This is a genomic window from Faecalispora jeddahensis, assembly GCF_000577335.1.
GTDB classification, from domain to species: domain Bacteria; phylum Bacillota; class Clostridia; order Oscillospirales; family Acutalibacteraceae; genus Faecalispora; species Faecalispora jeddahensis.
Genome location: NZ_CBYL010000019.1, coordinates 20049 through 41985, shown reverse-complemented (window position 1 = coordinate 41985; position 21937 = coordinate 20049). Strand labels below are relative to the sequence as shown.

The 21937-nt window shown below is 50.6% G+C and carries 19 protein-coding genes, 1 tRNA gene, 1 pseudogene and 1 riboswitch; of the genes and pseudogenes, 9 read left to right on the top strand and 12 right to left on the bottom strand.

All coding sequences use genetic code 11. The annotated features are described in order from the left end of the window. Positions 1-34: 34 nt before the first annotated feature. From TY09_RS08900 to TY09_RS08885, 4 genes are all read left to right on the top strand, one after another. Complete coding sequence (locus TY09_RS08900; RefSeq protein WP_042433282.1) at positions 35-250, top strand: hypothetical protein; 216 nt, start codon at positions 35-37, stop codon at positions 248-250. A gap of 63 nt (positions 251-313) precedes the next feature. Next, a complete protein-coding gene (locus TY09_RS17595) occupies positions 314-826 on the top strand; it encodes a hypothetical protein (RefSeq protein ID WP_052335580.1) in 513 nt (170 codons plus the stop codon). A 17-nt stretch (positions 827-843) separates the two neighbouring features. After that, the gene (locus TY09_RS08890) at positions 844-1065 is read left to right on the top strand and encodes a hypothetical protein (RefSeq protein ID WP_042433280.1); all 222 of its coding nucleotides are present in this window, start codon (positions 844-846) and stop codon (positions 1063-1065) included. A gap of 68 nt (positions 1066-1133) precedes the next feature. Next, a complete protein-coding gene (locus TY09_RS08885) occupies positions 1134-2255 on the top strand; it encodes a site-specific integrase (protein WP_042433277.1) in 1122 nt (373 codons plus the stop codon). Between the two features lie 189 nt (positions 2256-2444). On the opposite strand, the gene metF is transcribed toward TY09_RS08885, so the two are convergent. Continuing rightward, the gene (gene metF / locus TY09_RS08880) at positions 2445-3308 is read right to left on the bottom strand and encodes a methylenetetrahydrofolate reductase [NAD(P)H] (protein WP_042433274.1); all 864 of its coding nucleotides are present in this window, start codon (positions 3306-3308) and stop codon (positions 2445-2447) included. Next, positions 3295-5567 (bottom strand): annotated as a pseudogene (metE, locus tag TY09_RS08875) (5-methyltetrahydropteroyltriglutamate--homocysteine S-methyltransferase). Before metE ends, metF begins: the two are co-directional and overlap by 14 nt. 289 nt (positions 5568-5856) lie before the next feature. Further along, positions 5857-5944, top strand: a riboswitch (ZMP/ZTP riboswitch). 82 nt (positions 5945-6026) lie between these two features. On the opposite strand from metE, the gene pflB reads away from it, so the two are divergent. The 3 genes from pflB (at position 6027) to TY09_RS08860 (ending at position 10396) form a co-directional block, all read left to right on the top strand. Next, positions 6027-8258, top strand: a complete 2232-nt coding sequence (gene pflB, locus TY09_RS08870; RefSeq protein WP_042433347.1) for a formate C-acetyltransferase — start codon at positions 6027-6029, stop codon at positions 8256-8258. Next, positions 8258-8998: a pyruvate formate-lyase-activating protein gene (pflA, locus tag TY09_RS08865; RefSeq protein WP_042433270.1), complete on the top strand. Its 741-nt coding sequence runs from the start codon at positions 8258-8260 to the stop codon at positions 8996-8998. Before pflB ends, pflA begins: the two co-directional genes overlap by 1 nt. A gap of 414 nt (positions 8999-9412) precedes the next feature. After that, positions 9413-10396: a LacI family DNA-binding transcriptional regulator gene (locus TY09_RS08860; protein WP_042433266.1), complete on the top strand. Its 984-nt coding sequence runs from the start codon at positions 9413-9415 to the stop codon at positions 10394-10396. 211 nt (positions 10397-10607) lie between these two features. Here TY09_RS08860 and TY09_RS08855 read toward each other — a convergent pair whose 3' ends face one another. The 8 genes from TY09_RS08855 to TY09_RS08820 all read right to left on the bottom strand — a co-directional run bounded on the left by TY09_RS08855 (position 10608) and on the right by TY09_RS08820 (position 18615). After that, a complete protein-coding gene (locus TY09_RS08855; protein ID WP_042433263.1) occupies positions 10608-11435 on the bottom strand; it encodes a sugar phosphate isomerase/epimerase family protein in 828 nt (275 codons plus the stop codon). Then, the gene (locus tag TY09_RS08850) at positions 11432-12595 is read right to left on the bottom strand and encodes a glycoside hydrolase family 88/105 protein (protein ID WP_081759633.1); all 1164 of its coding nucleotides are present in this window, start codon (positions 12593-12595) and stop codon (positions 11432-11434) included. Before TY09_RS08850 ends, TY09_RS08855 begins: the two co-directional genes overlap by 4 nt. Further along, positions 12592-14127: a glycoside hydrolase family 28 protein gene (locus TY09_RS08845; RefSeq protein WP_042433260.1), complete on the bottom strand. Its 1536-nt coding sequence runs from the start codon at positions 14125-14127 to the stop codon at positions 12592-12594. Before TY09_RS08845 ends, TY09_RS08850 begins: the two co-directional genes overlap by 4 nt. Before the next feature lie 11 nt (positions 14128-14138). Beyond that, positions 14139-14552 (bottom strand): RDD family protein, encoded by a 414-nt coding sequence (locus TY09_RS08840; RefSeq protein ID WP_042433257.1) that lies wholly within the window; start codon positions 14550-14552, stop codon positions 14139-14141. Positions 14553-14711: 159 nt separating this feature from the next. Beyond that, positions 14712-15572: a carbohydrate ABC transporter permease gene (locus TY09_RS08835; protein ID WP_009062239.1), complete on the bottom strand. Its 861-nt coding sequence runs from the start codon at positions 15570-15572 to the stop codon at positions 14712-14714. Positions 15573-15584: 12 nt separating this feature from the next. Next, complete coding sequence (locus TY09_RS08830; RefSeq protein WP_009062236.1) at positions 15585-16463, bottom strand: carbohydrate ABC transporter permease; 879 nt, start codon at positions 16461-16463, stop codon at positions 15585-15587. Next, a complete protein-coding gene (locus TY09_RS08825) occupies positions 16460-17824 on the bottom strand; it encodes an ABC transporter substrate-binding protein (RefSeq protein WP_009062225.1) in 1365 nt (454 codons plus the stop codon). Before TY09_RS08825 ends, TY09_RS08830 begins: the two co-directional genes overlap by 4 nt. Before the next feature lie 89 nt (positions 17825-17913). Beyond that, positions 17914-18615, bottom strand: coding sequence for a GntR family transcriptional regulator (locus TY09_RS08820; RefSeq protein WP_009062268.1), 702 nt, complete (start codon positions 18613-18615; stop codon positions 17914-17916). 620 nt (positions 18616-19235) lie between these two features. Between TY09_RS08820 and kduI the strand changes: the two genes are divergently transcribed. Together kduI and TY09_RS08810 are read left to right on the top strand one after the other, a co-directional pair. Then, positions 19236-20078: a 5-dehydro-4-deoxy-D-glucuronate isomerase gene (gene kduI / locus TY09_RS08815; protein WP_042433254.1), complete on the top strand. Its 843-nt coding sequence runs from the start codon at positions 19236-19238 to the stop codon at positions 20076-20078. 15 nt (positions 20079-20093) lie between these two features. Further along, entirely contained in the window at positions 20094-20882 is a 789-nt protein-coding gene (locus tag TY09_RS08810; RefSeq protein WP_042433251.1) for a gluconate 5-dehydrogenase, read from the top strand. 199 nt (positions 20883-21081) lie between these two features. On the opposite strand, the gene TY09_RS08805 is transcribed toward TY09_RS08810, so the two are convergent. Continuing rightward, the gene (locus TY09_RS08805; RefSeq protein ID WP_042433248.1) at positions 21082-21537 is read right to left on the bottom strand and encodes a hypothetical protein; all 456 of its coding nucleotides are present in this window, start codon (positions 21535-21537) and stop codon (positions 21082-21084) included. 143 nt (positions 21538-21680) lie between these two features. Next, positions 21681-21766 (bottom strand) — tRNA-Ser (locus TY09_RS08800). Positions 21767-21937 lie beyond the last annotated feature (171 nt).

The following is a 21937-nucleotide window of genomic DNA, read 5'->3' as shown; positions in this document are numbered from 1 at the left end:
AGAACAAATTTTAACGCAGAGGGAGGGCGTTTAAATGACTCTTTTAGAGATTGAAAATCTGCCGAAAGAAGTCTTATCACCAGCAGAAGTCGCGGCATGCATTGGGGTTGACCCACAACAGTTTAGGATGCAAGTTTGGGAAGATCAAAAGAAGCGCCGGAACTCGTACGACTTTCCTATCATTGTTTTGAGGAGAAGGATAAAAATCCCCAAGGCAGCATTTTTGAAATATATGCGGGGAGAAAAATGACTTCACAACCTGAACCACATCGACGAGGGCGAGCAGCTACTTAGGAAAAAAGAGATTTATGAGATGCTTTATCCGGAAACCAAGGCGGGGGTTGCAGGTGGGAAAGCAAGCGGTACTGCGAGACGAACAAGCGACACCGTGTCGCTTGTTCAAACAAAATCCTTTGTAGATGACACCGCCGAAAAGATGCAGGTTGTACCCCGTACGGTGGAGAGGAAAATCCAAGTTGCTAAAAGCCTTATTCCAGAAGTGAAAACCATCGTCAAAGATCATGGTATCAGCGAGAAAAACTCTCTTAAGCTTGCTCGCATCAAAGAACCAGAAAAGCAAAAGGAAGCGGCTGAAAAGCTGCCACAAAGACACCACAAAGCTACCACAACAAAGGAAGAACAAAGGAAGAATAACGGGACGTCAAAAGTACAGCAAAGTTACAGCAAAAAACGTTACATACACGTTACAAACACGTTACAAAAACAGCACAAAGTTAGCACAAAAGTGGCACAAAATAATATGACAATAGTAAGACAAAATCACGACAAAAACACTACAAAAAAGCGCTGGAAAAGTAGTAAATAAAGGAGTTGATATTGAAAATGCGGATGACTTTAGAAGAACTTGAGGCTTTCCCGGAAAACATGCTAGTACCTACTGATGTGGCGAAATTTATCGGGAGTGATCCTCACACCATTAGATTACAAGCGCAAAGAGATAAAAGTAAACTTGGGTTTCCGGTGATTGTAACAGGCTCCCGCGTTAAAATTCCTAAAGAGGCTTTTATTCGGTTTATAAAAGGTGAGGATATCGAAGAGCGTTAAGTTTTGCTTACTGGCTTTTCACTTAAATGCATGAAAAATACATACGCAGGCGAAAGGACGGTGCAGCCATGCCAGCAAATAAAGACCCGGACACGCCCGGCAAGTGGCTGTGTCAGTTCTATTTCACAGATTGGACAGGGGCCAGGAAGAAAAAGAAGAAGCGGGGCTTTGATACCAAACGTGAAGCCTTGGAATGGGAGCGCGAATTTCTTAAACACCAGCGGGCCGACATGAGCATGAAGCTTTCGGCTTTTGTGGATTTGTACCTTGAGGACATGGGCCACCGGCTCCGGGCATCCACGCTGGAGAACAAGCGGTTTATTTACAATCTGAAAATAAAGCCGTACCTGGGCGAAAAGCCTATGAATTTGGTCACATCGCCGGACGTGCGCAAATGGCAGAATGAGCTGATGGCAGCGGAGCACCAGGAGGGGAAGAAGTATTCTCCAACCTATCTCAAGACGGTCAACAATCAGCTGACGGCCCTTTTTAACTATGCGGTGAAATACTATGGCCTGCGGGAAAACCCTTGTCATAAGGCCGGCAGCATGGGGAAGAAGAACGCCGAGGAAATGCAGTTCTGGACGACCGAGGAATACAAGAAGTTCCGCGAAGCCGTTAAGGACAAGCCGCGCTCTTATATGGCATTCCAACTGCTCTATTATACCGGTATGAGAATAGGGGAGCTGATGGCACTGACAAAGGCTGACGTTGATCTTGACGCTGGAACTGTGACGGTCAGCAAGTCCTATAACCGCCTGAACGGTGCGGACGTTATATCGCCACCTAAGACGCCGAAAAGCAATCGGGTCATTGCTTTACCGGACTTCCTTTGCGACGAGTTGCGGGCCTATCTGGCGCAGCTGTATGATCTGCAGAAGAGCGACCGTATCTTTCCTTTCACCAAGTATTTCTTAGAGCATGAAATGAAGCGCGGCTGCAAGGTGTCCGGAGTGAAGAAGATCCGGCTGCATGATCTTCGACATTCTCATGCTTCGCTGCTGATCGAGCTAGGGTTCTCGCCCTTGCTGATCGCGGAGCGGCTCGGTCATGAGAAGGTGGAAACTACCCTGAACACCTATTCTCATCTGTGGCCGCACAAGCAGGATGAAGTTGTTGCCAAGCTGCAGGGAATAGAGTTGCTCGGTGGTTCTACAATGGTTCTAAAAAATCCGGTAAAACAAAATTGACCGCTCACACAGGGCAGGAAGCCCTATGAAAACGGCCAAAAACAGGAGAAAAACAGAGAATAAACGCCCACGGGGTTGAGTGGGAATAAAATAAACAAAGCCACAAATCCAGCGCAGATGCGGGTTTATGGCTTTCCTTTCTTGTACAATAAAAGCTGCACCACAACTGTTGTGGTGCAGCTTTTTTATTTATGCAGCGAGCAGGCGGAAAACCGCTTCGTAGATTTTACGCGCAATATACGGATTGTTCATGGTGTACAGGTGAATGCCGTCCACGCCTTGTGCGAGCAAATCCACAATCTGGTTGATCGCGTAGGCGATCCCGGCGTCCCGCATGGCGATTGGGTCATGCTCATAGCGTTCCATCATCTTTACGAATTTTTTCGGCAGTTGAACGCCGCACAAGGACACCATCCGCTCAATCTGCTTTTTGTTCACAACGGGCATGATCCCGGCTTCGATCGGAACATTGATTCCCGCAAGCGCGGTGCGTTCACGGAATGCATAGAAATAATCGTTGTCCAGAAAAAGCTGCGTGATCAAATGATCGGTGCCCGCGTCGACCTTGCGCTTCAAATAATGGATATCCTCCAGCGTGCTTTTGCTCTCTACATGCCCTTCGGGGTAGCAGGCGCCGATAATATTAAAATCCGCGTGTTCCTTGATAAAGGCGATCAGATCGTCCGCGTGGGAAAAATCCGTGCAGGGCGGATGCTCCGGGCTGATGTCGCCCCGGAGGGCCAGAATATTCTCGATTCCCTGTTCTTTCAGGCGATCCAGCAGAAGCAAGAGCTCTTCTTTTGAAAAATTGATGCACGGCAGGTGGGCGACGCTTTCGACAGCATAATTCGTCTTGATGAAAGAAGCGATTTCAAGTGTTTTGCTGTTGTTTGCGCTTCCGCCCGCGCCATAGGTGACGCTGATAAAGTCCGGGTGCAGCCATTTCAGCTCTTCCAGCGTATTGAATATCGTATCTTCTGAAGAGGTGCGCTTTGGAGGGAACACCTCCAAAGACAGCACCTGCTTCTTTTTAAATAAATCAGCTGTTCTCATCTCGTACTTCCTTTGCTGCCTGAACCAGATGCTCCAGACTCGGTATGGTTTCGGTATTGCTTCTTGTTTTCAGCCCGCAGTCGGGGTTCACCCACAGCTTCTCTTTGGGGATGCTGCCAAGCATTTTATAGAGTGCGGCCTTGATTTCTTCCACAGACGGAACTCTCGGCGAATGGATGTCATATACGCCGGGGCCAACCTCCGTGCGAAAGCCGTTTTCTTTGAGGACGTTCAGAATGGTCAGATCAGAACGCGAGGCCTCAAAGGTGATCGCGTCGGCGTCCATGGCATCAATGTCCCGAATGATGTCGGCAAATTCGCTGTAGCACATATGCGTGTGGATTTGAGTTTCCGGCTTTACGCCGCTGTGAACAAGGCGAAATGCGGGGATCGCCCAGTCGAGATAATCCGCCCGCCAGTCGGATTTCCGCAAGGGCAGTTTCTCGCGCAGCGCCGCTTCGTCTACCTGAATCACACGGATGTGGTTCGCTTCCAGATCGAGTACCTCTTCGCGGATCGCGAAGCCGATCTGATAGGCGCATTCCTTGAGTGAGATATCCTCGCGCGGGAACGACCAGTTCAAAATGGTTACGGGGCCTGTCAGCATGCCCTTCATCGGCTTTGCGGTCAGTGACTGAGCGTAGACCGACCATTCTACTGTAATCGGCTTTCCGCGGGAAACATCCCCCCAGATGATCGGCGGCTTGACGCACCGTGTGCCGTAAGATTGTACCCAGGCCTTTTCTGTGAAGAGAAAGCCGTCCAGGCATTCGCCGAAATACTCAACCATATCGTTGCGCTCAAATTCGCCGTGAACGAGAACATCCAGCCCAATTTTCTCCTGCAGGACGACGCATTCGGCGATTTTCTCCCGGTTGAAGGCCCGGTACTGCTCCAGCGAAATTTTACCACTTTTCAGGTTGGTTCGGTTGGCCTTTACTTCCGCCGTCTGCGGAAAAGAGCCAATAGTGGTCGTCGGGAGCAGCGGGAGTCCGAATTCTTTCTTTTGGATTTTTTCACGCTCGTAAAAGGAGGGCTCTCTGATAAAATCCTGTTCGGACAGTGCGTGAACTTTATTCTGAACGGTCGGGTTAGCGGCCGCCCTGTCCCCAGCAAACAGGCTTTTGTTTTCCAGGTATTCGGCGTGAGTTTCGGGAGCCTTATCGGAAAGGATCGCTTTCAGCCCGCGCAGTTCGGCCAGCTTTTCTTCCGCAAATGCAAAGTAATTTCGATGCTCTTCCGACAGCTTCGTTTCGTTGCGCAGCGTATAGGGAACGTGCAGCAGAGAGCAGGAGGTGATAGCACGATTTCCCCGCAGTGTTTTTGCAGTTTGCCGATGATCTCGTACGTTTGCGCATAGTTGTTTTTCCAGATGTTCTTGCCGTTGACAATGCCGGCAAAGAGGATTTTGTCTTTTGGGAAGCCGTTTGTCTCCACCAGCTCCAAAGACTTTTTTCCTTCGATCAAATCCAGACCGATCCCGTCAAATGCAAGAGAGACAACGTCACCGTAGCAATCTCTGATATCGCCGAAGTAAGTCTGCAAAAGCACCTTGACTTGGCCCTTGGAGGAAAGAATCCTGCGGTACAGCGCGAGGAACAGCGCCCGATCCTCAGCAGATAGGTCCGTTACCAGATACGGCTCGTCAAATTGCACCCAGGCGGTTCCAAGTGAGTTGAAACGATTCAGTATTTCGCCGTAAGCGCCCGCAATGCTGTCAAGGTAATCCTCGGGCTTCTTTGTGCCTGTGCAGCGCGCGAGTTTCAGGAAAGTGAACGCCCCGATGATGGCGGGTTTCGTTTCTACACCTGCCTTTTGGGCCTCGGCATACTCGTCGAACGGTTTTGTTCCGGCGAGCTTGATCTCAGCATCCTCATCTATTTCCGGAACCAGATAATGATAGTTTGTATTGAACCATTTTTTCATCGCGAGCGCTTTCACGTCCCCGTTTTTCCCCTGGTAGCCTCTGGCCATTGCGAAATACTCGTCGAGGGGCGAAAGCCCCAGGGCACGGTATCGCCCGGGAACGGCATTCAGGAGCACAGCCGTATCCAGCATCGTGTCATAAAATGAAAAGTCATTGCAGGAAATATAATCTATCGCGTTTTCGGATTGCTTTTGCCAATGTGCTTTGCGCAGTTCTGCCGCTGCCGCAAATAAATCTTCTGCCGCTATTGCCTGCTTAAAGTATTTTTCGGTTGCAAATTTGAGTTCCCTTAAAGTTCCGACCCTGGGGTAACCAATAACCGATGTTTTCATATATGATTACACGCCTTTCTTTTGTGTTGTTATTATAGTACCATCAAAAAGCGTACATAGGGTAACTCATTTAATTTATTTGTAGATATAGGGTAATCCTATAGGTAAGATTTATGGGCGGCCAAAAGCGAGGTCGATTCTGCCTTTTGTCCGTCTTCTCAATTTCATTCCCCTGTAAAAAACAGAAAAAGCAGAGAGTGCTTTTTTGAATCCTTTTGTGCATCCCACAAAATATTTTCTGCCTGTTGACAGACGCTGCCTGAGTCTTTTATAATGAAATCACAATTGAACAGGCTTTTATGACTGACGGGTAATGTGGAGATGACACCACAGGGGAATAAAAGCTGTATCTTCAGCCGACCGTCTGGGCAGCATTTTGGTTTTTACCAAATGCCGCCCTTTTTTGTTTTGAAAATGGCGGGGGAAAAGCCGGAATGCCTTGAAACAAAAGGAGAGCTTATGAAGAAACAGGCATGGCAGGGGTTTCACGGCGGAAACTGGGAAAGGGAGATCGATGTCCGGAACTTTATTCAAACAAACTATACCCCTTATGAGGGCGGAGCGGAATTCCTGGCCCCGGCCACAGACCGCACAAACGCACTGATGAAAAAGCTGGATCACCTGCTGGAGATGGAGCGGGAATTCGGCGGCGTTCTCGACATCGATACGCGAACCGTTACCTCGCTCACCAGCTACAAGCCTGGCTATCTGGACAAGGAGCAGGAGATCATCGTGGGTCTGCAAACCGACCGCCCGCTGCGGCGGGGCGTCAATCCCTTCGGCGGCCTGAACATGACGCGCAAGGCGTGCGAGGCCTACGGGTACCAGCTTTCTCCGGAGGTGGAAAAGGAATTTCAGTACAGAACCACTCATAACGAGGGCGTTTTTCGCGCCTATACCGATGAAATTCGCGCGGCCCGGCACTGCGGCATCATCACCGGTCTGCCGGACGCATACGGAAGAGGGCGCATCATCGGCGACTACCGCAGAGTCGCGCTCTACGGTGTCGATCGGCTCATCGAGGAGAAGAAAAAGGACAAGGCCAAAATCGGCGAGGGTGTGATGGATGCCGACCATATCCGCCAGCTCGAGGAGCTGTACCAGCAGATCACGTTCCTGGGGTACTTAAAAGACATGGCGGCCCTGTACGGCTTCGATCTTTCAAGGCCAGCCGAAAACGCCAGAGAAGCGGTTCAGTGGCTGTATTTTGGTTATCTCGGCTCGATCAAAGAGCAGAACGGTGCGGCGATGAGCCTTGGGCGCGTCAGCACGTTTCTCGATATTTATTTTGAACGCGACCTCGCAAATGGCCTTCTCACGGAACAGCAGGCGCAGGAAATCTTGGATGATTTTGTGATGAAGCTGCGCATGGCGCGCCATCTGCGTACACCGGATTACAACGAGCTGTTTGCGGGCGACCCGATGTGGATCACGGAGTCGGTCGGCGGCATGGGGGAGGACGGCCGCACGCTGGTGACCAAAAGCTCGTTCCGCATCCTCCACACGCTGTATAATCTCGGCTCTTCGGCTGAGCCGAATCTGACCGTTTTGTGGTCCGACCGTCTGCCGGAAGCGTTCAAGCGCTTTGCCGCAAAGGTTTCCTGCGAAACAGATGCCATCCAGTATGAAAACGACGATATTATGCGCCCGAAGTTCGGTGACGACTACGGCATTGCCTGCTGTGTATCGGCAATGCGGCTGGGGAAGGACATGCAGTTCTTCGGCGCGCGGGCGAATCTGGCGAAGCTGCTGCTCATGAGCCTGAATGGCGGCCGCGACGAGAAGAGCGGGAATCAAATCGCACCGGCCAAAGCTCCGTATGAAGGGGAATACCTTAATTACGAAGCGGTTGTGCAGAGCATGGCCTTTTACCGCGACTGGCTGGCGAAAACCTATGTCAGCGCGATGAATATCATCCATTACATGCACGACAAATACGCCTATGAAAAAACGCAGATGGCATTGCACGACACCAATGTACACCGCTTTATGGCGTTCGGGATCGCCGGGCTTTCCGTTTTGACAGACTCGCTTTCCGCTATCAAGCACGCGAAGGTCAGATGTATCCGCGATGAGAGCGGGCTGATCAGGGAGTTTGAAACCGTTGGGGAGTACCCGGCCTACGGCAATGATGACGACCGCGTCGATTCCATCGCGCAGGAGCAGGTGCGGCTGTTCTTTGAGGCGCTTCAGAAGAACCCGACCTACCGAAATGCCGAGCACACGCTTTCGATTCTGACCATTACCTCCAACGTGGTATACGGCAAAAAGACCGGGGCAACGCCGGACGGGCGAAAAGCCGGCGAGCCCTTTGCCCCCGGCGCGAACCCCATGCACAACCGTGAAAAAAACGGCGCGCTTGCTTCCCTGAACTCGGTCGCAAAGCTTTCTTACGACATCTGCAAGGATGGAATTTCCAACACGTTTTCAATCATCCCGCAGGCGCTGGGTCACAGCGATGAGGAGCGCCACGGGAATCTGGTCGCGATTCTGAACGGCTACTTCCTGCAGAAGGCGCATCATATCAATGTCAATGTATTAAACCGTGAAACATTGATGGATGCCTATGAGCACCCGGAGCAATACCCCAACCTGACCATCCGCGTTTCCGGCTATGCCGTGAATTTCCACAAGCTTTCCCGGGAGCAGCAGCGCGAAGTGATTTCTCGTACCTTTCACGAGGCGATGTAATGACAGGGCGGATTCATTCCTTTCAAAGTTTGGGTGCGGTAGATGGCCCCGGCCTCCGCTTTGTGATCTTTTTGCAGGGGTGTACCCTTCGCTGTGCCTATTGCCATAATCCAGACACCTGGAGCCTGACCGGCGGCACGGAATACACGGTCGATGAAGTGGTGCAGAAGGTGCTGCGGTACAAAACGTATTTGACAGCATCCGGCGGGGTGACTGTTTCGGGCGGGGAACCGCTGCTGCAGTGGGGATTTGTTGCAGAGCTGTTCCGCCGGCTGCACCGCGAGGGAATCCACACGGCACTGGATACCGCTGGAATCGGCGACCCGGAGGGAGCCCGGGCGGTACTGCTCCACACCGATCTCGTTTTGTGCGACCTCAAATTCTCCAAAGATGTGGATTACCTTCGCTATGCCCGGGGAAATATGGATATGGTTCTGCGGTTTTTACAGCAGACGGAAGAGCTGGGGGCCCCGCTATGGATTCGGCATATTGTGGTTCCGGGCCTTACCGATGGAGAAGCGCATATTCTGAAAATCGCGGAGCTGGCCGCCCGATATCCGAATCTGGAGCTGCTTGAGCTGCTGCCGTTTCGCAAATACTGCATCAGCAAGTACGAGGCCATGAAGCTCGAATTCCCGCTTCGCGATTTTGAGGAATGCACCGATGCGAGAATACAGGAGCTGTATCAAAGCATCGAAACAGGTTTTCCCGACAGCATTGTCCCGTTGGCCTGCAGGTGAAAATTTCTGACCGGTTCTAAGTTGTTATACATGAAAAAATTGTGTGGAGAAGATCAAGTTTTTTAATTCCGAATGATATTTCCTTAAAACACAATGGGAAGAAGCCCCGAAAAGCGTTTAAATGCTTTTCGGGGCTTCTTTTTTACAGCAAAGGCTGCAGTTTGATGTAAATAGCGGCAATGGCAATGAGGATGAAATCCATTGAGCTTTTCCGCGGCAAATCAATATTTAATCTTATTTGGAATCTCAAACACATTTTTAGTGATAAAATAGTACGAGATATGTTTTTCAAGTGTATTTTTGTGTAAATTTGATTGACAACCGGTTGACATGTTTATCTGTTCTGAATTATAGTATGGTTGAATAACTTGCATGCAAGAGGAAGACAACGATAAAGGAGACTTGAGGTTCGTTATGGCAGGGATTAAAGATGTGGCTGAAAAGGCCGGCGTATCGGTAACAACGGTTTCCCGTGTGCTCAATAAACGCGGATACATATCGCAAGGAATGTACCAACGAGTGAATCAGGCCATCGAGGAGCTGAATTATTGTCCGAATCAGATTGCGCGAAATCTATATCTGCAAAGAACCTTTATGATCGGGCTGCTCATACCGGACATCAGCCGTCCCTTTTTTGCGCGTCTGGCCAAATATATCGAGATGGAGCTGAACAACCGGGGCTACAAAATGATGCTGTGCAATACGGTTGAAAAGGCAAACAAAGAACGGGAATGCCTGGCGATGCTGCGCCAGAACAAGGTAGACGGCATCATTATCGGGAGCCATGCGCTGGATACCGCCGAGTATCAGAAAGTGTCGCTTCCGATTGTATCGATCGACATGAAGCTCGGCAGTCAGATTCCGAATGTTACCTCCAATCATCGGATGGGCGGGGAGCTGGCTGCACGAAAGCTGATTGAAAATGGGTGTAAAAACGTGGTGCAGATTATGGGTGACCGCCGGGTGAAAATAAACTCGCAGGAGCGCCACAGAGTGTTTCAAAAGCTGATGGAGGAGAACGGTGTGAAATGCACGACCTTCGAATTAAAAAAGAAGGAGTTTTCACGCGAGGAATACGCCAAAGTGGAAGAAAAGATTTTTTCGGCCGCTTTGGATATTGACGGTGTTTTCGCCAAAGATTACATTGCAGCCAGAGTTTTGCATACGGCGTTGTCGCGTGGGATTCGCGTACCGCAGGAGCTGAAGATTGTTGGCTACGACGGAACAGAAATTGCGGAGCTTATTTACCCCAGGCTGACGACGGTGTGCCAGAACTACGCCGCAATTTCGCAGTCGATCGTGAACGCCCTGATCCGTCAGATCGAACAAAAAGAACGAACAAAAGAAGATATGGTTCACGATGTTATTTTATTTGAGGGCGGCACGACACTGACATAACGAAAAAACATAAGTCGTATTGACTGTAATCCATGTAGTACGGAAAAGCATAGGGTAGATACAGATTTGCAAAAAGTGGGAACAGTCGGGCGCCAATATTGAAAGAGGGATTGTTTGAGATGTTTTCAAATGACATTTTGAACGGCGGTAGATCATAAAGAGCATCGGCCACAGCCTTCGCTGTGGCCGATGCTCTTTATGATTGGAGGAATCAAAGAGAAATCCCTGCAAGCTGTTTCATGGCGGCAAGATCAATTTCGCCGCTTTCGGGGTGAATATGTTCCCGCAGTGCGGTGATCTGCGGCTTGTTTCGCCGCAGCCATCGGAATACGCATTCCAGGTCAATGCTGCCCTGGCCGATATTGCGCCAGACCTTTTCGCCGTGTTCAAATACAATGTCCTTGATGTGGGCAACCGCGATTTCCTCGCCCAACAGCCGGAAAAAGTCGTCATAGACTTCCGTTTGCCGTTTAGCGGTGTGCTCCAGAATCAAATTGACAGGGTCGAGAATCACTTTCAGGTAATCGGAGCCGACTTCGTCGAGCAGCAGGCGGGTCAGCCCGGCGGTATTCAGCGTATGGTCGGCCACGGGCTCGATCGCCACCCGAACGCCCAGACGTTCCGCGTGCTCTACCATCCTCAGCACGCTGTCCTTCAGGTTCCGGTAGCGCTCCGGGCGCAGAGCCTCTTCGGTAAAGGGATCAAGGCGTGTGGTTTCTGTCCCCACGAAGGGGACGCCGAGCTCTTTCGCATACGAAAGAGCCAGCAGAAAGTTCTGTACCTGCTGCATTCTTGCCTTCCTGTCAGGAAGAGAGGGTTCGATATAGCACCCCAGAATGCTGATCTCTACCTGCTTGCGCGCAAAGCTGGTTTGAATGGCTGTCAGATCTGCGGGAGTGATGTCCCCCCAGCTATGGATACCAAGAATGGCTTTGGTGGGAGCGAGCTGTACCGCCTCAAACCCGGCTTTGTGAATGCAGGATGATAGGTCTTCGGGGGTCATCCGCCCGAAGTCATGCGCTCTGACACCGATTTTCATAGAGTTTCCCGTTCCTTTCTCAGCAGCTCCGCAAAAGCGAACAGAAACGGAGCTACCCCTTTGGCGTCGTTGCTCACTTTTGGTTCGGAGATGTAATAGGCAAAGCTGCCGTCGCGCACTTTATAATCCCCTTTGCCGGGGTATCCTCCAAGGCCCGCCACAAGACAAATGTCCTTTAGCTCGTAACCGTCCTCGCTCTTTATAAACTTATGCCTGAGAACCCCATCAAAAATTCGTTTGCCGTCGTCAAAATAATAATCTGGCAGATATTCCAAGCGAACTGCTTTTAGGATAGCATAGGCAATAGCACAGGTGCCGCTGGTTTCCAGATAATTGCCCGAGCGGTTTCCGGCATCCGTCACCTGATAAAACAGACCGGTTTCTGGGTCTAAAAAGCACAGCAGGGAATCGATCAAAAGGCGGAGCTGTTCCTGAAGCGTCTGGTATTCATAAAAAAACATTTCATCCATCTGCTCGGCGGTGTCGACCAGCGCCATGACATACCAGCCAAGCGAACGGGTCCAGAAGTTCGGGCTGCATCCGGTTTCGGGGTTCGCCCAGAAGCTTTTCTTGGATTCATCATAGCCGTGATATAAAAGGCCGCTCGAAGCGTCGCGCATCCGGCGAGCCACGGTTTCAAACTGGATGAAAACGTCGCGGTAATTTCGGTTTTCATGGAACCGGCGTTCATAGGCCATGTAAAACGGCTGTACCATGTACAGGCCATCAAGCCAGACCTGATTCGGGTACATTTTTTTGTGCCAGAAGTTCCCTTCCGCCGTTCTAGGCTGGCGTTGCAGCTGGGAATAGAGCTGATCGATGGCCCTGCGGTATTTTGCCTTGCCCGTCAGATCAAACAGATCGAACAGCACTTTGCCCTCGTTGATATTGTCGCAGTTGTAATCCTCCGGATGATAGCCTAAAATCGTGCCTTGCTCATCGATCAGGGTATCAACATACTGTTCCGCAAATTCCGCGCAGCGGCTTTCGCCGATGGCGCGGTACAGGTCCAGAACGGCCTTGAGCATACAGCCGTCGACGTAATTCCAGCCGGGCTCGCGGTCTTCTAACAAGGCCTCCTGGTTCCACGCCGGGCGGGCAGGGGAGGAGCGCCGGAGAAGATCTTTGAAAAAGTCCATTACATCAGGATATTCCATCATGCTTTCTCCTCCTGCTCCATTTTATCCACGTGGGTGCCTTCTATTTGATTGTTTTTAAAAGTCAGCCCCTGTACGTTTTTGGCATAAACCCCCAGGTTGAGGATCAGAACGGGATCGTCCATTAGATCGGGGCATTCCAGCAGCCGCTGTTCCGCAAACCGGAACCGGCTGTTTTTCACTGTTACATTGCGGATGGGGCTTTCCGGCAGACCGTACAGAAAAACGGCACTCCCTGTGATTTCGTCGGCGCAGATGTCAGAGAAGGTGATATTCTGCACGGCGGGCGTCTCCGGCCCCACCGGCAGGGCTTCTTTGCACTGAACCAAATCGCTATGGCCGTCCGGGTCGCAGTGGTAGAACATATTGATCACAAAGCAGTGAGAAACCTGCTCCATTTTCACATGGGAAAAGCGAATGCCGTCCACCACGGAGGTACTCCCGCGCCCGCGCCGCGTTTTAATGCGAAAGCCTCGGTCGGTGCGGCGAAACAGGCAGTTTTGTACCAGAACATCCTGAACTCCGCACGAAATTTCAGACCCGATCACCACGCCGCCGTGCCCCTCTTCCATCAGGCAGCGCCGCACGGTAATTTTTCTGCTGGGGCGCAGATGGCGGCGGCTCAGAAACAGCTTGCCGGATTTGATGGCAATGCAGTCGTCTCCCACCTGAAAGCGGCAGCCGACGATCTGCACATTCTCGCAGCTTTCCGGGTTCAGGCCGTCCGTATTCGGGGAATCGGGGTCGCTTTGAATCGTCAGGCCGTAAAAGGCCAGATTACTGGAATACAGGGGATGGATGTTCCAAGCGGCGCTGTTTTGGCTGGTGAGGCCGCAGACGGTAATGTCGCTGCAATTCACCAGAGATACATTCCGCGGGCGGTATGCCCGGTTCTTTTTCTTGGGCTCGTTCCACCAGCCGCCCTCCATTCCGCTGCCGTTTAAGGTGCCGTCTCCGTAAATACGCACCTGCTGAACATCCTTGCCGTAAATCAGACTGCAAAAGCAGTCGAGCGGGTTCCCCTCCCACGAGGCGTTGATCACAGCGTCGGTGTAATCGTAGCTTTTCTGGTAGCCTTTTACAATGGCCAGAGTATCTCGATCTGGATTCTGGCGCAGAACGGCGCCCTCTTCCAGATACAGGTCTACGCCGCTCTTGAGAAAAAGATGCTCCACCAGATATTCTCCGCGCGGGAAGATCACCACGGAGTGCGGCGGAGCGGAATAAATCGCCGCATGGATGGCCGCCGTATCATTGCGGATGCCATCGCCTGCGGCGTTATAGTCTTTGATATGAATGGCAAACCCGCAGCGCTCGGTGCGGATCACCGCGGCGGCGGGCTCCCCCAGGCCGCGGACTTCCACCCGGTATTCCGTGTCGGGCCTCAGGCCGAACAGGCTGATCACCGGGTCGCTCCCGGTCAGAAGGGGTGTGCCGTTTACAAACAGGGTATAAGGCTGTGGAGTATAGAAGCAGCCGTCCTGCTCCAGCTCCAGCACAAAGCCGAAAGGGGTAATGGTGAGTATATTCAGCATTCAAAATACCTCTATTTTTTGTAACAGGCGGAAGATTTTCTTCTGCGTACCACCTGTGTTTCCGTGGCTGTCTCATGCCCGCCCGGGCTTCCCCACAGCATGGGGAGACAGATCAGGTAACAGCTCATCAGCTTACAGAAAATTTCCCGCTGTATTAAAATCGAAAGAGTGAGGGGGCGGTCCGCGTTGCTGGACTGAATCTCCAGCCCGAAGAACGCTTTTCCGGCTGTCTGATTCACGCTCCAGAATGGGACTTGTACCGCGATCGCGAGAAGAACCGCCGTCAGCAGAGTCAATAAAGCCGAGAGCGCGGTGTTATGCAGCAATTGTTTTAGAACAGGGAGAATGGCAAGGAATGAAAACATCAGAGCGGCCAGACTGACGAGCCAGTCGATCACCTGTGCCAAAAACCGGATCAATCGCATTGCTGTTCCTCCTGTTCTGAATTTGCTTGTAAGAGTTTTTGCGAGCTTCCCTGACAAAAGGGAAGGGGTAGGCTTTGGCAGATAAAAAGCGGAAAACCGGGTATTTCTCCCTCGCCAAAGGCGGGGGAGAAAATCACCGTTTTAGACAGAGCTTTTTGATTATTCTTTTCCGCCGGAGTTGGCCACGCCGTCTACAAAGTAGCGGGAGCCGGCGAAGAAGATGGCAATCATGGGCAAAAGCGCCATAAAAGAAGCCGCGAACAGCTTGCCGTAAACGACCATGGTGTCGCCGTCGAGCTGCTGCTTGAGTATCATCGACATCACCATTTTATCCGGGGTGCGCAGGTAAATCAGCGGACCCTGGAAGTCGTTCATGCCCCACATAAAGCAGAGCAGGCCGACGGTAATGATGATAGGCTTTAAAATCGGTACGATCACGTAAATCAGCGTTTGCAGGTCGTTGCAGCCGTCGATCACAGCCGCTTCGTCCAGTTCCCTTGGAATGGAGCGCATAAACTGAATCTCCATAAAAATGAAGAAGGAGCAGGTGCCTGCCGCAAAAATGTCCTGCACATACAGGGCCGCGTAGGTGTTCAGCAGCCCGACATCCCGGAACAAAAGATACAGCGGGATGCGAAACGCAAGCTCGGGCATCAGCAGGGTTACGATGATCGCCGTGAATACAAACTTCTTCCCCGCGAATTTCTTTCTGGCCACCACATAAGCGGTAAGTGTAGAAGAAACAATGGTGAAGATCGTTTTGGGAATCAGGAACTTCATCGTGTTCCCAAAATAATACGGCAGAATGTGGTCGCTTTTGATCTGCCAGGCCGATTTGAAATTTTCCAGCGTTCCGCGCCCCTGGGGCGGCAGAATCGCCAGCGTGCCGAAAATATCGATGTTTTCTTTAAAGCTGGAGCCGATCATCCAGAGCAGGGGATAGATCAGAAAAACGCCGATCACGATCAGCAGGCCGTACCGGATGGCCGCGTTGAGGGAAAGATTGCCGACTCGATTCATGTTCCGTCCCCCTTAATCATTATAGTAGACCCAATATTTTGAGGACGAGAATACCAGAGCCGTCAATGTGCCGATGATCAGAAGCAAAATCCACGTCAGGGCGCTGGCATAGCCATAATTTCCGTTCATAAAGGCCTGGTCGTAAATGTAGACGTTCAAAAAGTAGGTCGTGTAGTTCGGGCCGCCTTTCGTAATCAGATAGGCGGAATTGAACTCCTGAAACGCCTTGACCAGAACGTTTACCATGTTAAACAGCAGCATGGGGGTAATAATCGGAAGCGTGATGCGGAACAGCTGCTGCAGCTTCGTGGCTCCGTCCAGATTTGCCGCCTCGTACAAAGAGGCGGAAACATTTTGGAGCGCCGCCAGAAAGATCAGCATGGTGGAGCCGAACTGCCAGGTTTTCAGCAGGATCAGCGTAATGACCGCAAAGCTTTCCTCTTTCAGCCAGAAGACAGGCTCCGCGCCAAAGATTCCCAAAAGCATGTTGACCGGCCCGTTGACGTCGAAAAGCTGAATCCACAAAATCGAGACCGCTACATTCCCCCCTAAAATGGAGGGAATGTAATACGCGGTGCGAAACAGGTTTACGCCTTTGAGTTTGAAATTCAGAATATATGCCACAAAGAAAGAAGTGACGAGGACACAGGGAGTACCGATCAAAACATATTTCATTGTTGCTGCAATGGAAGACCGGAACACATCGTCGTTTGTAAAGATGTGTACGTAGTTGTCAAACCCAATGAATTCCGGGTCGCCAAGAATGGGGTATTCCATCAGCGAGTAAACAAACGAAATGAGGATGGGGTATATCTTGAATACAATAAACCCGATCACCCATGGAATCAGCATCAGATAGGGCGCGAAGTTCCTTTTGCTGCCGGCCCTCATTTGAAGAGTTTATCCAGCTCTTCCTGCTGCTTGGTGATATACTGCTTGGCAGCCTCGGCAGAGCTGAGCTTACCGGAACGATATGCTTCCAGAGCGGCATAGCGGGCGCCGCGCACGTTGGAATCTTCAAAGTAGGGGTCCAGAACGGTCTGGGGGTATTTGGCGAGCATATCGTAGCCTTCCTTCATGATGCCCTTGAGCAGACCGGCTTTTTCCTGCAGGTCGCGGGTAACGGTGTTGGAAGAAATGCCGATGCTGGTGCCAAGTGTACTGACGGCCTCTTCATCGGTGAAGAAGAAGTTGAGGAAATCCGCCGCTACTTCAGGGTTTTTGCTGTTCTTGGAAATTGCATAGCCAAGGTTCGGCTTTACATAGATGTTCGGAGTCTGGCCTGCGGTTTCTACCAGATAGGGAGCAATGCCGATTTCATCCTTCGCATCGCCGCCCTTGTAAGAGCCCAGATATTTATCCATCGAGTTGACCCACTCGTAGATGCTGCCGCCTCGGCCGCTGGTCCAGGTCGGGTCAGATTCGTTGGCGATTGCGTTCTGCTGCTGGAAGGTGGGCATGGCCCCGGATTTTGCGAATTCGTTGTATTGTTCCAGAACCGCGGCAACCTCTTCCTCTGTATACTGCACCTTGCCGTCTACCTGCATGACCTTGCCGGTCTTGTTGTAAAGCATCTGGGCAATAAACAGGTCGGGGCATTCCTTGCCGATGTTCAGCATAACATATTTGTTTTCCGCACCGGTTGCCGTATTGCTTTTACCAATCGTCTTGCCGGCGTCCATCAGTTCTTGATATGTAGTGGGGTATGTAAGCTTTGCCTGTTCAAACATCGGCTTGCTGTACAGCAGGGCGCGCCCTGTCATACCGTGCGGCACGGCCGCCAGCTCGCCGCCGACCGTCATGGCTTTCAGGTATTCGGCATCCCAGTTGTCCAAGTCCAGGTAATCCTTTACGCTGTTCAGGTCCAGAAATACATTTTTGCCCTTGCCGAAGGAATGCACCCAGTTGTAGTTGACCTGCATAATATCCGCTTCGGTTTTGCCGCCAAGCTGGGTCAGAATATTCTGCTGCCAGCCGTCCCACGCGCCATATTCCGCTTTGATTGTCACGTTGGGATGCTTTTTCTGATACAGTGCAATGACCTTCTGAATTGCCTCGTGCCGGTTGTCGGAGCCCCACCACGAGAAACGCAGCTCCACGGGATCGCTCGTGATTTGTCCGGCAGCGGCGCTGCTGGTTTCGCCGGCGCTTTCCGGCGCTTTGGATTGTGTGGAAGCACCCTGACATCCGCCAAGGAGAATAGAACTAGCCAGTGCACAGGACAGTACGCCCGATAAAATTTTCTGATTCAATGACAAACCCTCCTTATTTTATGAATGGCAGTTTCGTATCTTGAACAAGCCCCGGCCCCAAAGCTCCAGAGCCTGTCAAATCCGGGGAATTAAGGTTTTGACTGGTCGCTCGGAATAAAATACTCTTTGAATTCGCCGTTGATTTTCTGGGAAAGCACCTTCAGGTTCCCGTGAAGATGTTCGTGCATGTGCTTTCGCAGTGCCTCCAGGTCTTTTTCTTCCAGAAGCTTATAGATTTCAATATGCTCCTGGTACAGCTGCAGATATCGCGAGGTGGTCAGCGTATCCAGAATGCGGAAGCGGGTGTAATACACCTGGCAGTCCTGAATAATATCCCACATTTTCGTGCGGCCCGCTTTCTGAAAAAGAAGATAGTGAAACTGGCTGTCAATATCGTAGAAATTCTGGGGGTTGGGATTATCGTGCTCAATCATCATCAGCTGCTTCTGCAGGTTGGATTTCAGCTCGTGCATCAAATCATCGTAAGGCCCTTGTTCCAGAATGGTTTTCATGACGTCTACTTCAAGAACATAGCGCATGTAAATGATGTCTTTGATATACTGCATATCCAGCAGCGTGACAAAGCTGCCCTTCTGGGGGAGGATTTCAATGTATTTCTCTCCCTTCAGACGTAAAAAGGCAGTCTTTACCGGGGTGCGTGAAACATGGTAGCTGTTCGCAATCTCGTTTTCACTAATCATCTGGCCCGGTTTGAGCCTCAGGTTCAAAATGTCGTCTTTGAGCGCGTGATAAATGTCGTCACTGCTCATCGATTTCAAATAAGTGTTCAAGATTTCCCTCGTTTCTTGGTATTGATGGTCAATACTTGTATACTTGAATGCAAGATGACAACACCAGAAGTGATTTTTCGTTTGATTTCTGATATGACTATATACCCATGCGAATTGATTTGTCAATACTTTTTTATTTTTTTAAAAAATTTTATCTAATTTGTTGACAGGCTGATAACAAATCCTTACCAGAAACAATATTTCATGAAAAGGGCATCTTTTTATTGCAGCAGAGAACATTATTAAATGTAAGGATTTTAATGGACAAATTGGATTGTTTTATTTGTGTTAGCTTCATGTTTTTATAAAAATACACAAAGAAAAGGGCTGGATTTATCCTTTTGCGCTCTTGACAGAAATCTTTGGGGTGGTATATGATGGTCGAAAGAGAGTGTTTCTGGTTAACTTGTATTCAAGTATACAAGATTTTTCGACCGATTTCTGAAAAGAGTCCTGTCACTTCATGCACTTTAAACCGACCTGATTTTAAGAAAGGGTTTTTCGGGGTAGTTTCTGCCCGCGTTTTTCCCCGCCGCAGATGGGGGAAAAACCGGTAACTTTAAAATGGCAGGACGATACCATTGGAATCTGCAAAATTACCCGGAGGAAGGGAGCTTTTTATGGATATTCGTTACTCGGCCAATCAAAGAGACGTCAGGAGGTATACAACGGATGAGCTGCGGTCGGAGTTCCTGATCGAGAACCTGTATGTGCCGGACGAAGTCGTTGCGGTATACAGTCATGTGGACCGTATGGTGACCTTGGGATGCATGCCCGTGCGGGAAACGCTGCCCATCGACAAGGGGATCGACGTTTGGGCCAGCTTTGGCACCGAATTTTTTCTGGAGAGAAGAGAAATCGGTATTTTTAATATTGGCGGAGCGGGCGTGATCGAGGCCGACGGCCGGCGTTTTTCCATGGGCTGCAAGGACTGCCTGTATATTACCATGGGCACCCGCAGCGTTGCCTTTTCCAGCGAGGACGAAACGAACCCGGCAAAATTCTTTATGGTGAGCGCTCCGGCTCACTGTGCGTATGAAACAACGTTTATCGGGATCGCCGACGCCGCAAAGAAGCCGCTCGGCAGTTTGGAGACCGCCAACAAGAGAGTGATCAATCAGTTTATCCACCCGGATGTGCTGAAAACCTGCCAGCTTTCCATGGGCCTGACGATTCTGGAGCCGGGCAGCGTGTGGAATACCATGCCCGTACATACCCACGAGCGCCGCATGGAGATTTACACCTATATCGATATTCCGAAGGATAACGTGGTATTCCATTTTATGGGCTCCCCCACGGAAACCCAGCATCTGGTGATGCAGAACGAGCAGGCAGTCATCAGCCCCAGCTGGAGTATCCATTCCGGCTGCGGAACCTCCCACTATTCCTTCATCTGGGCGATGGGCGGCGAGAATCAGGCCTTTGACGATATGGATACGGTGGACATCACCGCGTTGAGATAAAAGGAGGAACATGCAATGGAAATAGAAACGATGTTTTCTCTGAAAGGGAAGGTCGCGCTTGTCACCGGCGGCTGCTATGGAATCGGCTTTGCGATTGCCAGCGGGCTGGCCGCGGCCGGCGCCAGAATCGCGTTTAACGGAGTCCATGCGGATTCGGTGGAGAGGGCGAAGGAGCAATACGCCAAAGCCGGAATCGATGCGGTGGGCTATGTGTCGGATGTGACCGACGAGGCGCAGGTGAAAGAGATGGTCGCCGATATTGAGAAAAAGATGGGCCCCATCCACATTCTGGTCAATAACGCGGGCATCATCAAACGGATTCCGATGTGTGAAATGGATGTCGCCGAATTCCGCGAGGTGATCGATGTGGATCTGACCGCGCCGTTTATCGTTGCCAAGACGGTGATTCCGGGCATGATTCAAAACGGCGGCGGAAAAATCATCAACATCTGCTCCATGATGAGCGAGCTGGGCAGAGAAACCGTCTCGGCGTATGCGTCCGCAAAGGGCGGCCTGAAAATGCTGACCAAAAATATCGCGTCGGAATACGGGGAATACAATATTCAGTGCAACGGGATCGGCCCCGGCTATATTGCCACGCCGCAGACGGCGCCGCTGCGCGAGAACGGGCACCCGTTCAATTCCTTCATCATTTCCAAAACACCGGCAGCCCGCTGGGGGGAGCCGTCCGATCTGATCGGGCCGGCTGTGTTTCTGGCCTCTTCCGCGTCCGATTTTGTAAACGGACACATTTTATATGTGGACGGGGGAATTCTTGCTTATATTGGAAAGCAGCCGAAATAAATCCATTCCATATTCGGGCAGAGAGTTTGGCGATGCCTGTGTGTCAACTCTTTTTCATACCCTCCATAACAAAAGAGAGGCTTTCAAAAACTGAAAGCCTCTCTTTTGATGCAGGACAAAATACAATTAGTAATAATTATATTTAAATATTCATTTTGTATTATGTAGTTGTTCCAAATCTCGTATGTACTCCGAGAAATCAAACCGGATCAGGGGATTTTTTCGTTCGTCTGGTTTTTTTACGCCATTCCAAATACCACTCTTCAAATGAACCCTCAATATGTTCTTCCGCAGCTTTGCGGGCTTTTACAGCGGCGTCAAAATTACGGTATGACCCTAAGTAATATTGCTTGCGATTCAGGCTGATCACCGCAGTCCACCGGGCGGATCTCCCTTTGTTCCTTTTGAGATGTACGCCTCTGACACCGCTTGTATTGTTCCACTGCGGTTCGGAAAAAATACTTTTGCGTACACTCCGTACGCATCCGCAGCTTTTCACAAGTCCCTTGGTGAGAGATGTGGTAGGTACCGTTATGGTAACTCCGCAGTCGCAACGGCACGTCCATAAAACGCAGGTACCCTTGCGTTCCCCACTGTCGCCGACGACAGTCAATAATCCGAATTTCTGGCCGGCCAGATCTGATTTGCGTGGCATACATTTCCCCTCCTGTCATTTGAGTTCCAACAGAATGCTTCGCTGATTTTTGCCGGGAAACATTGCTAACTTTGATTTAAAGTAAAAAAATCCAAAAGCATGATTCCGTTTACAAGAAAAAGAATCTCACTTTTGGATTACAATGGCGGAGAGGATGCGACTCGAACGCACAATGCCTTGCGGCACACCACATTTCCAATGTGGCTCCTTACCATTAGAATACCTCTCCATATGGCATCAAACCCGCTGCCGGGCTAGCGACTATGTTATTATAGCGAAACTTATTACAAAAATCAAGTCCATTTTTTAATATCGGGCAAAATTTTTTTATTTGTTTCTGTTTTATGGGAACAAATGGTATAATAACCTCACGCCGCAATCCAAGGCAAAGCCTTGGGCG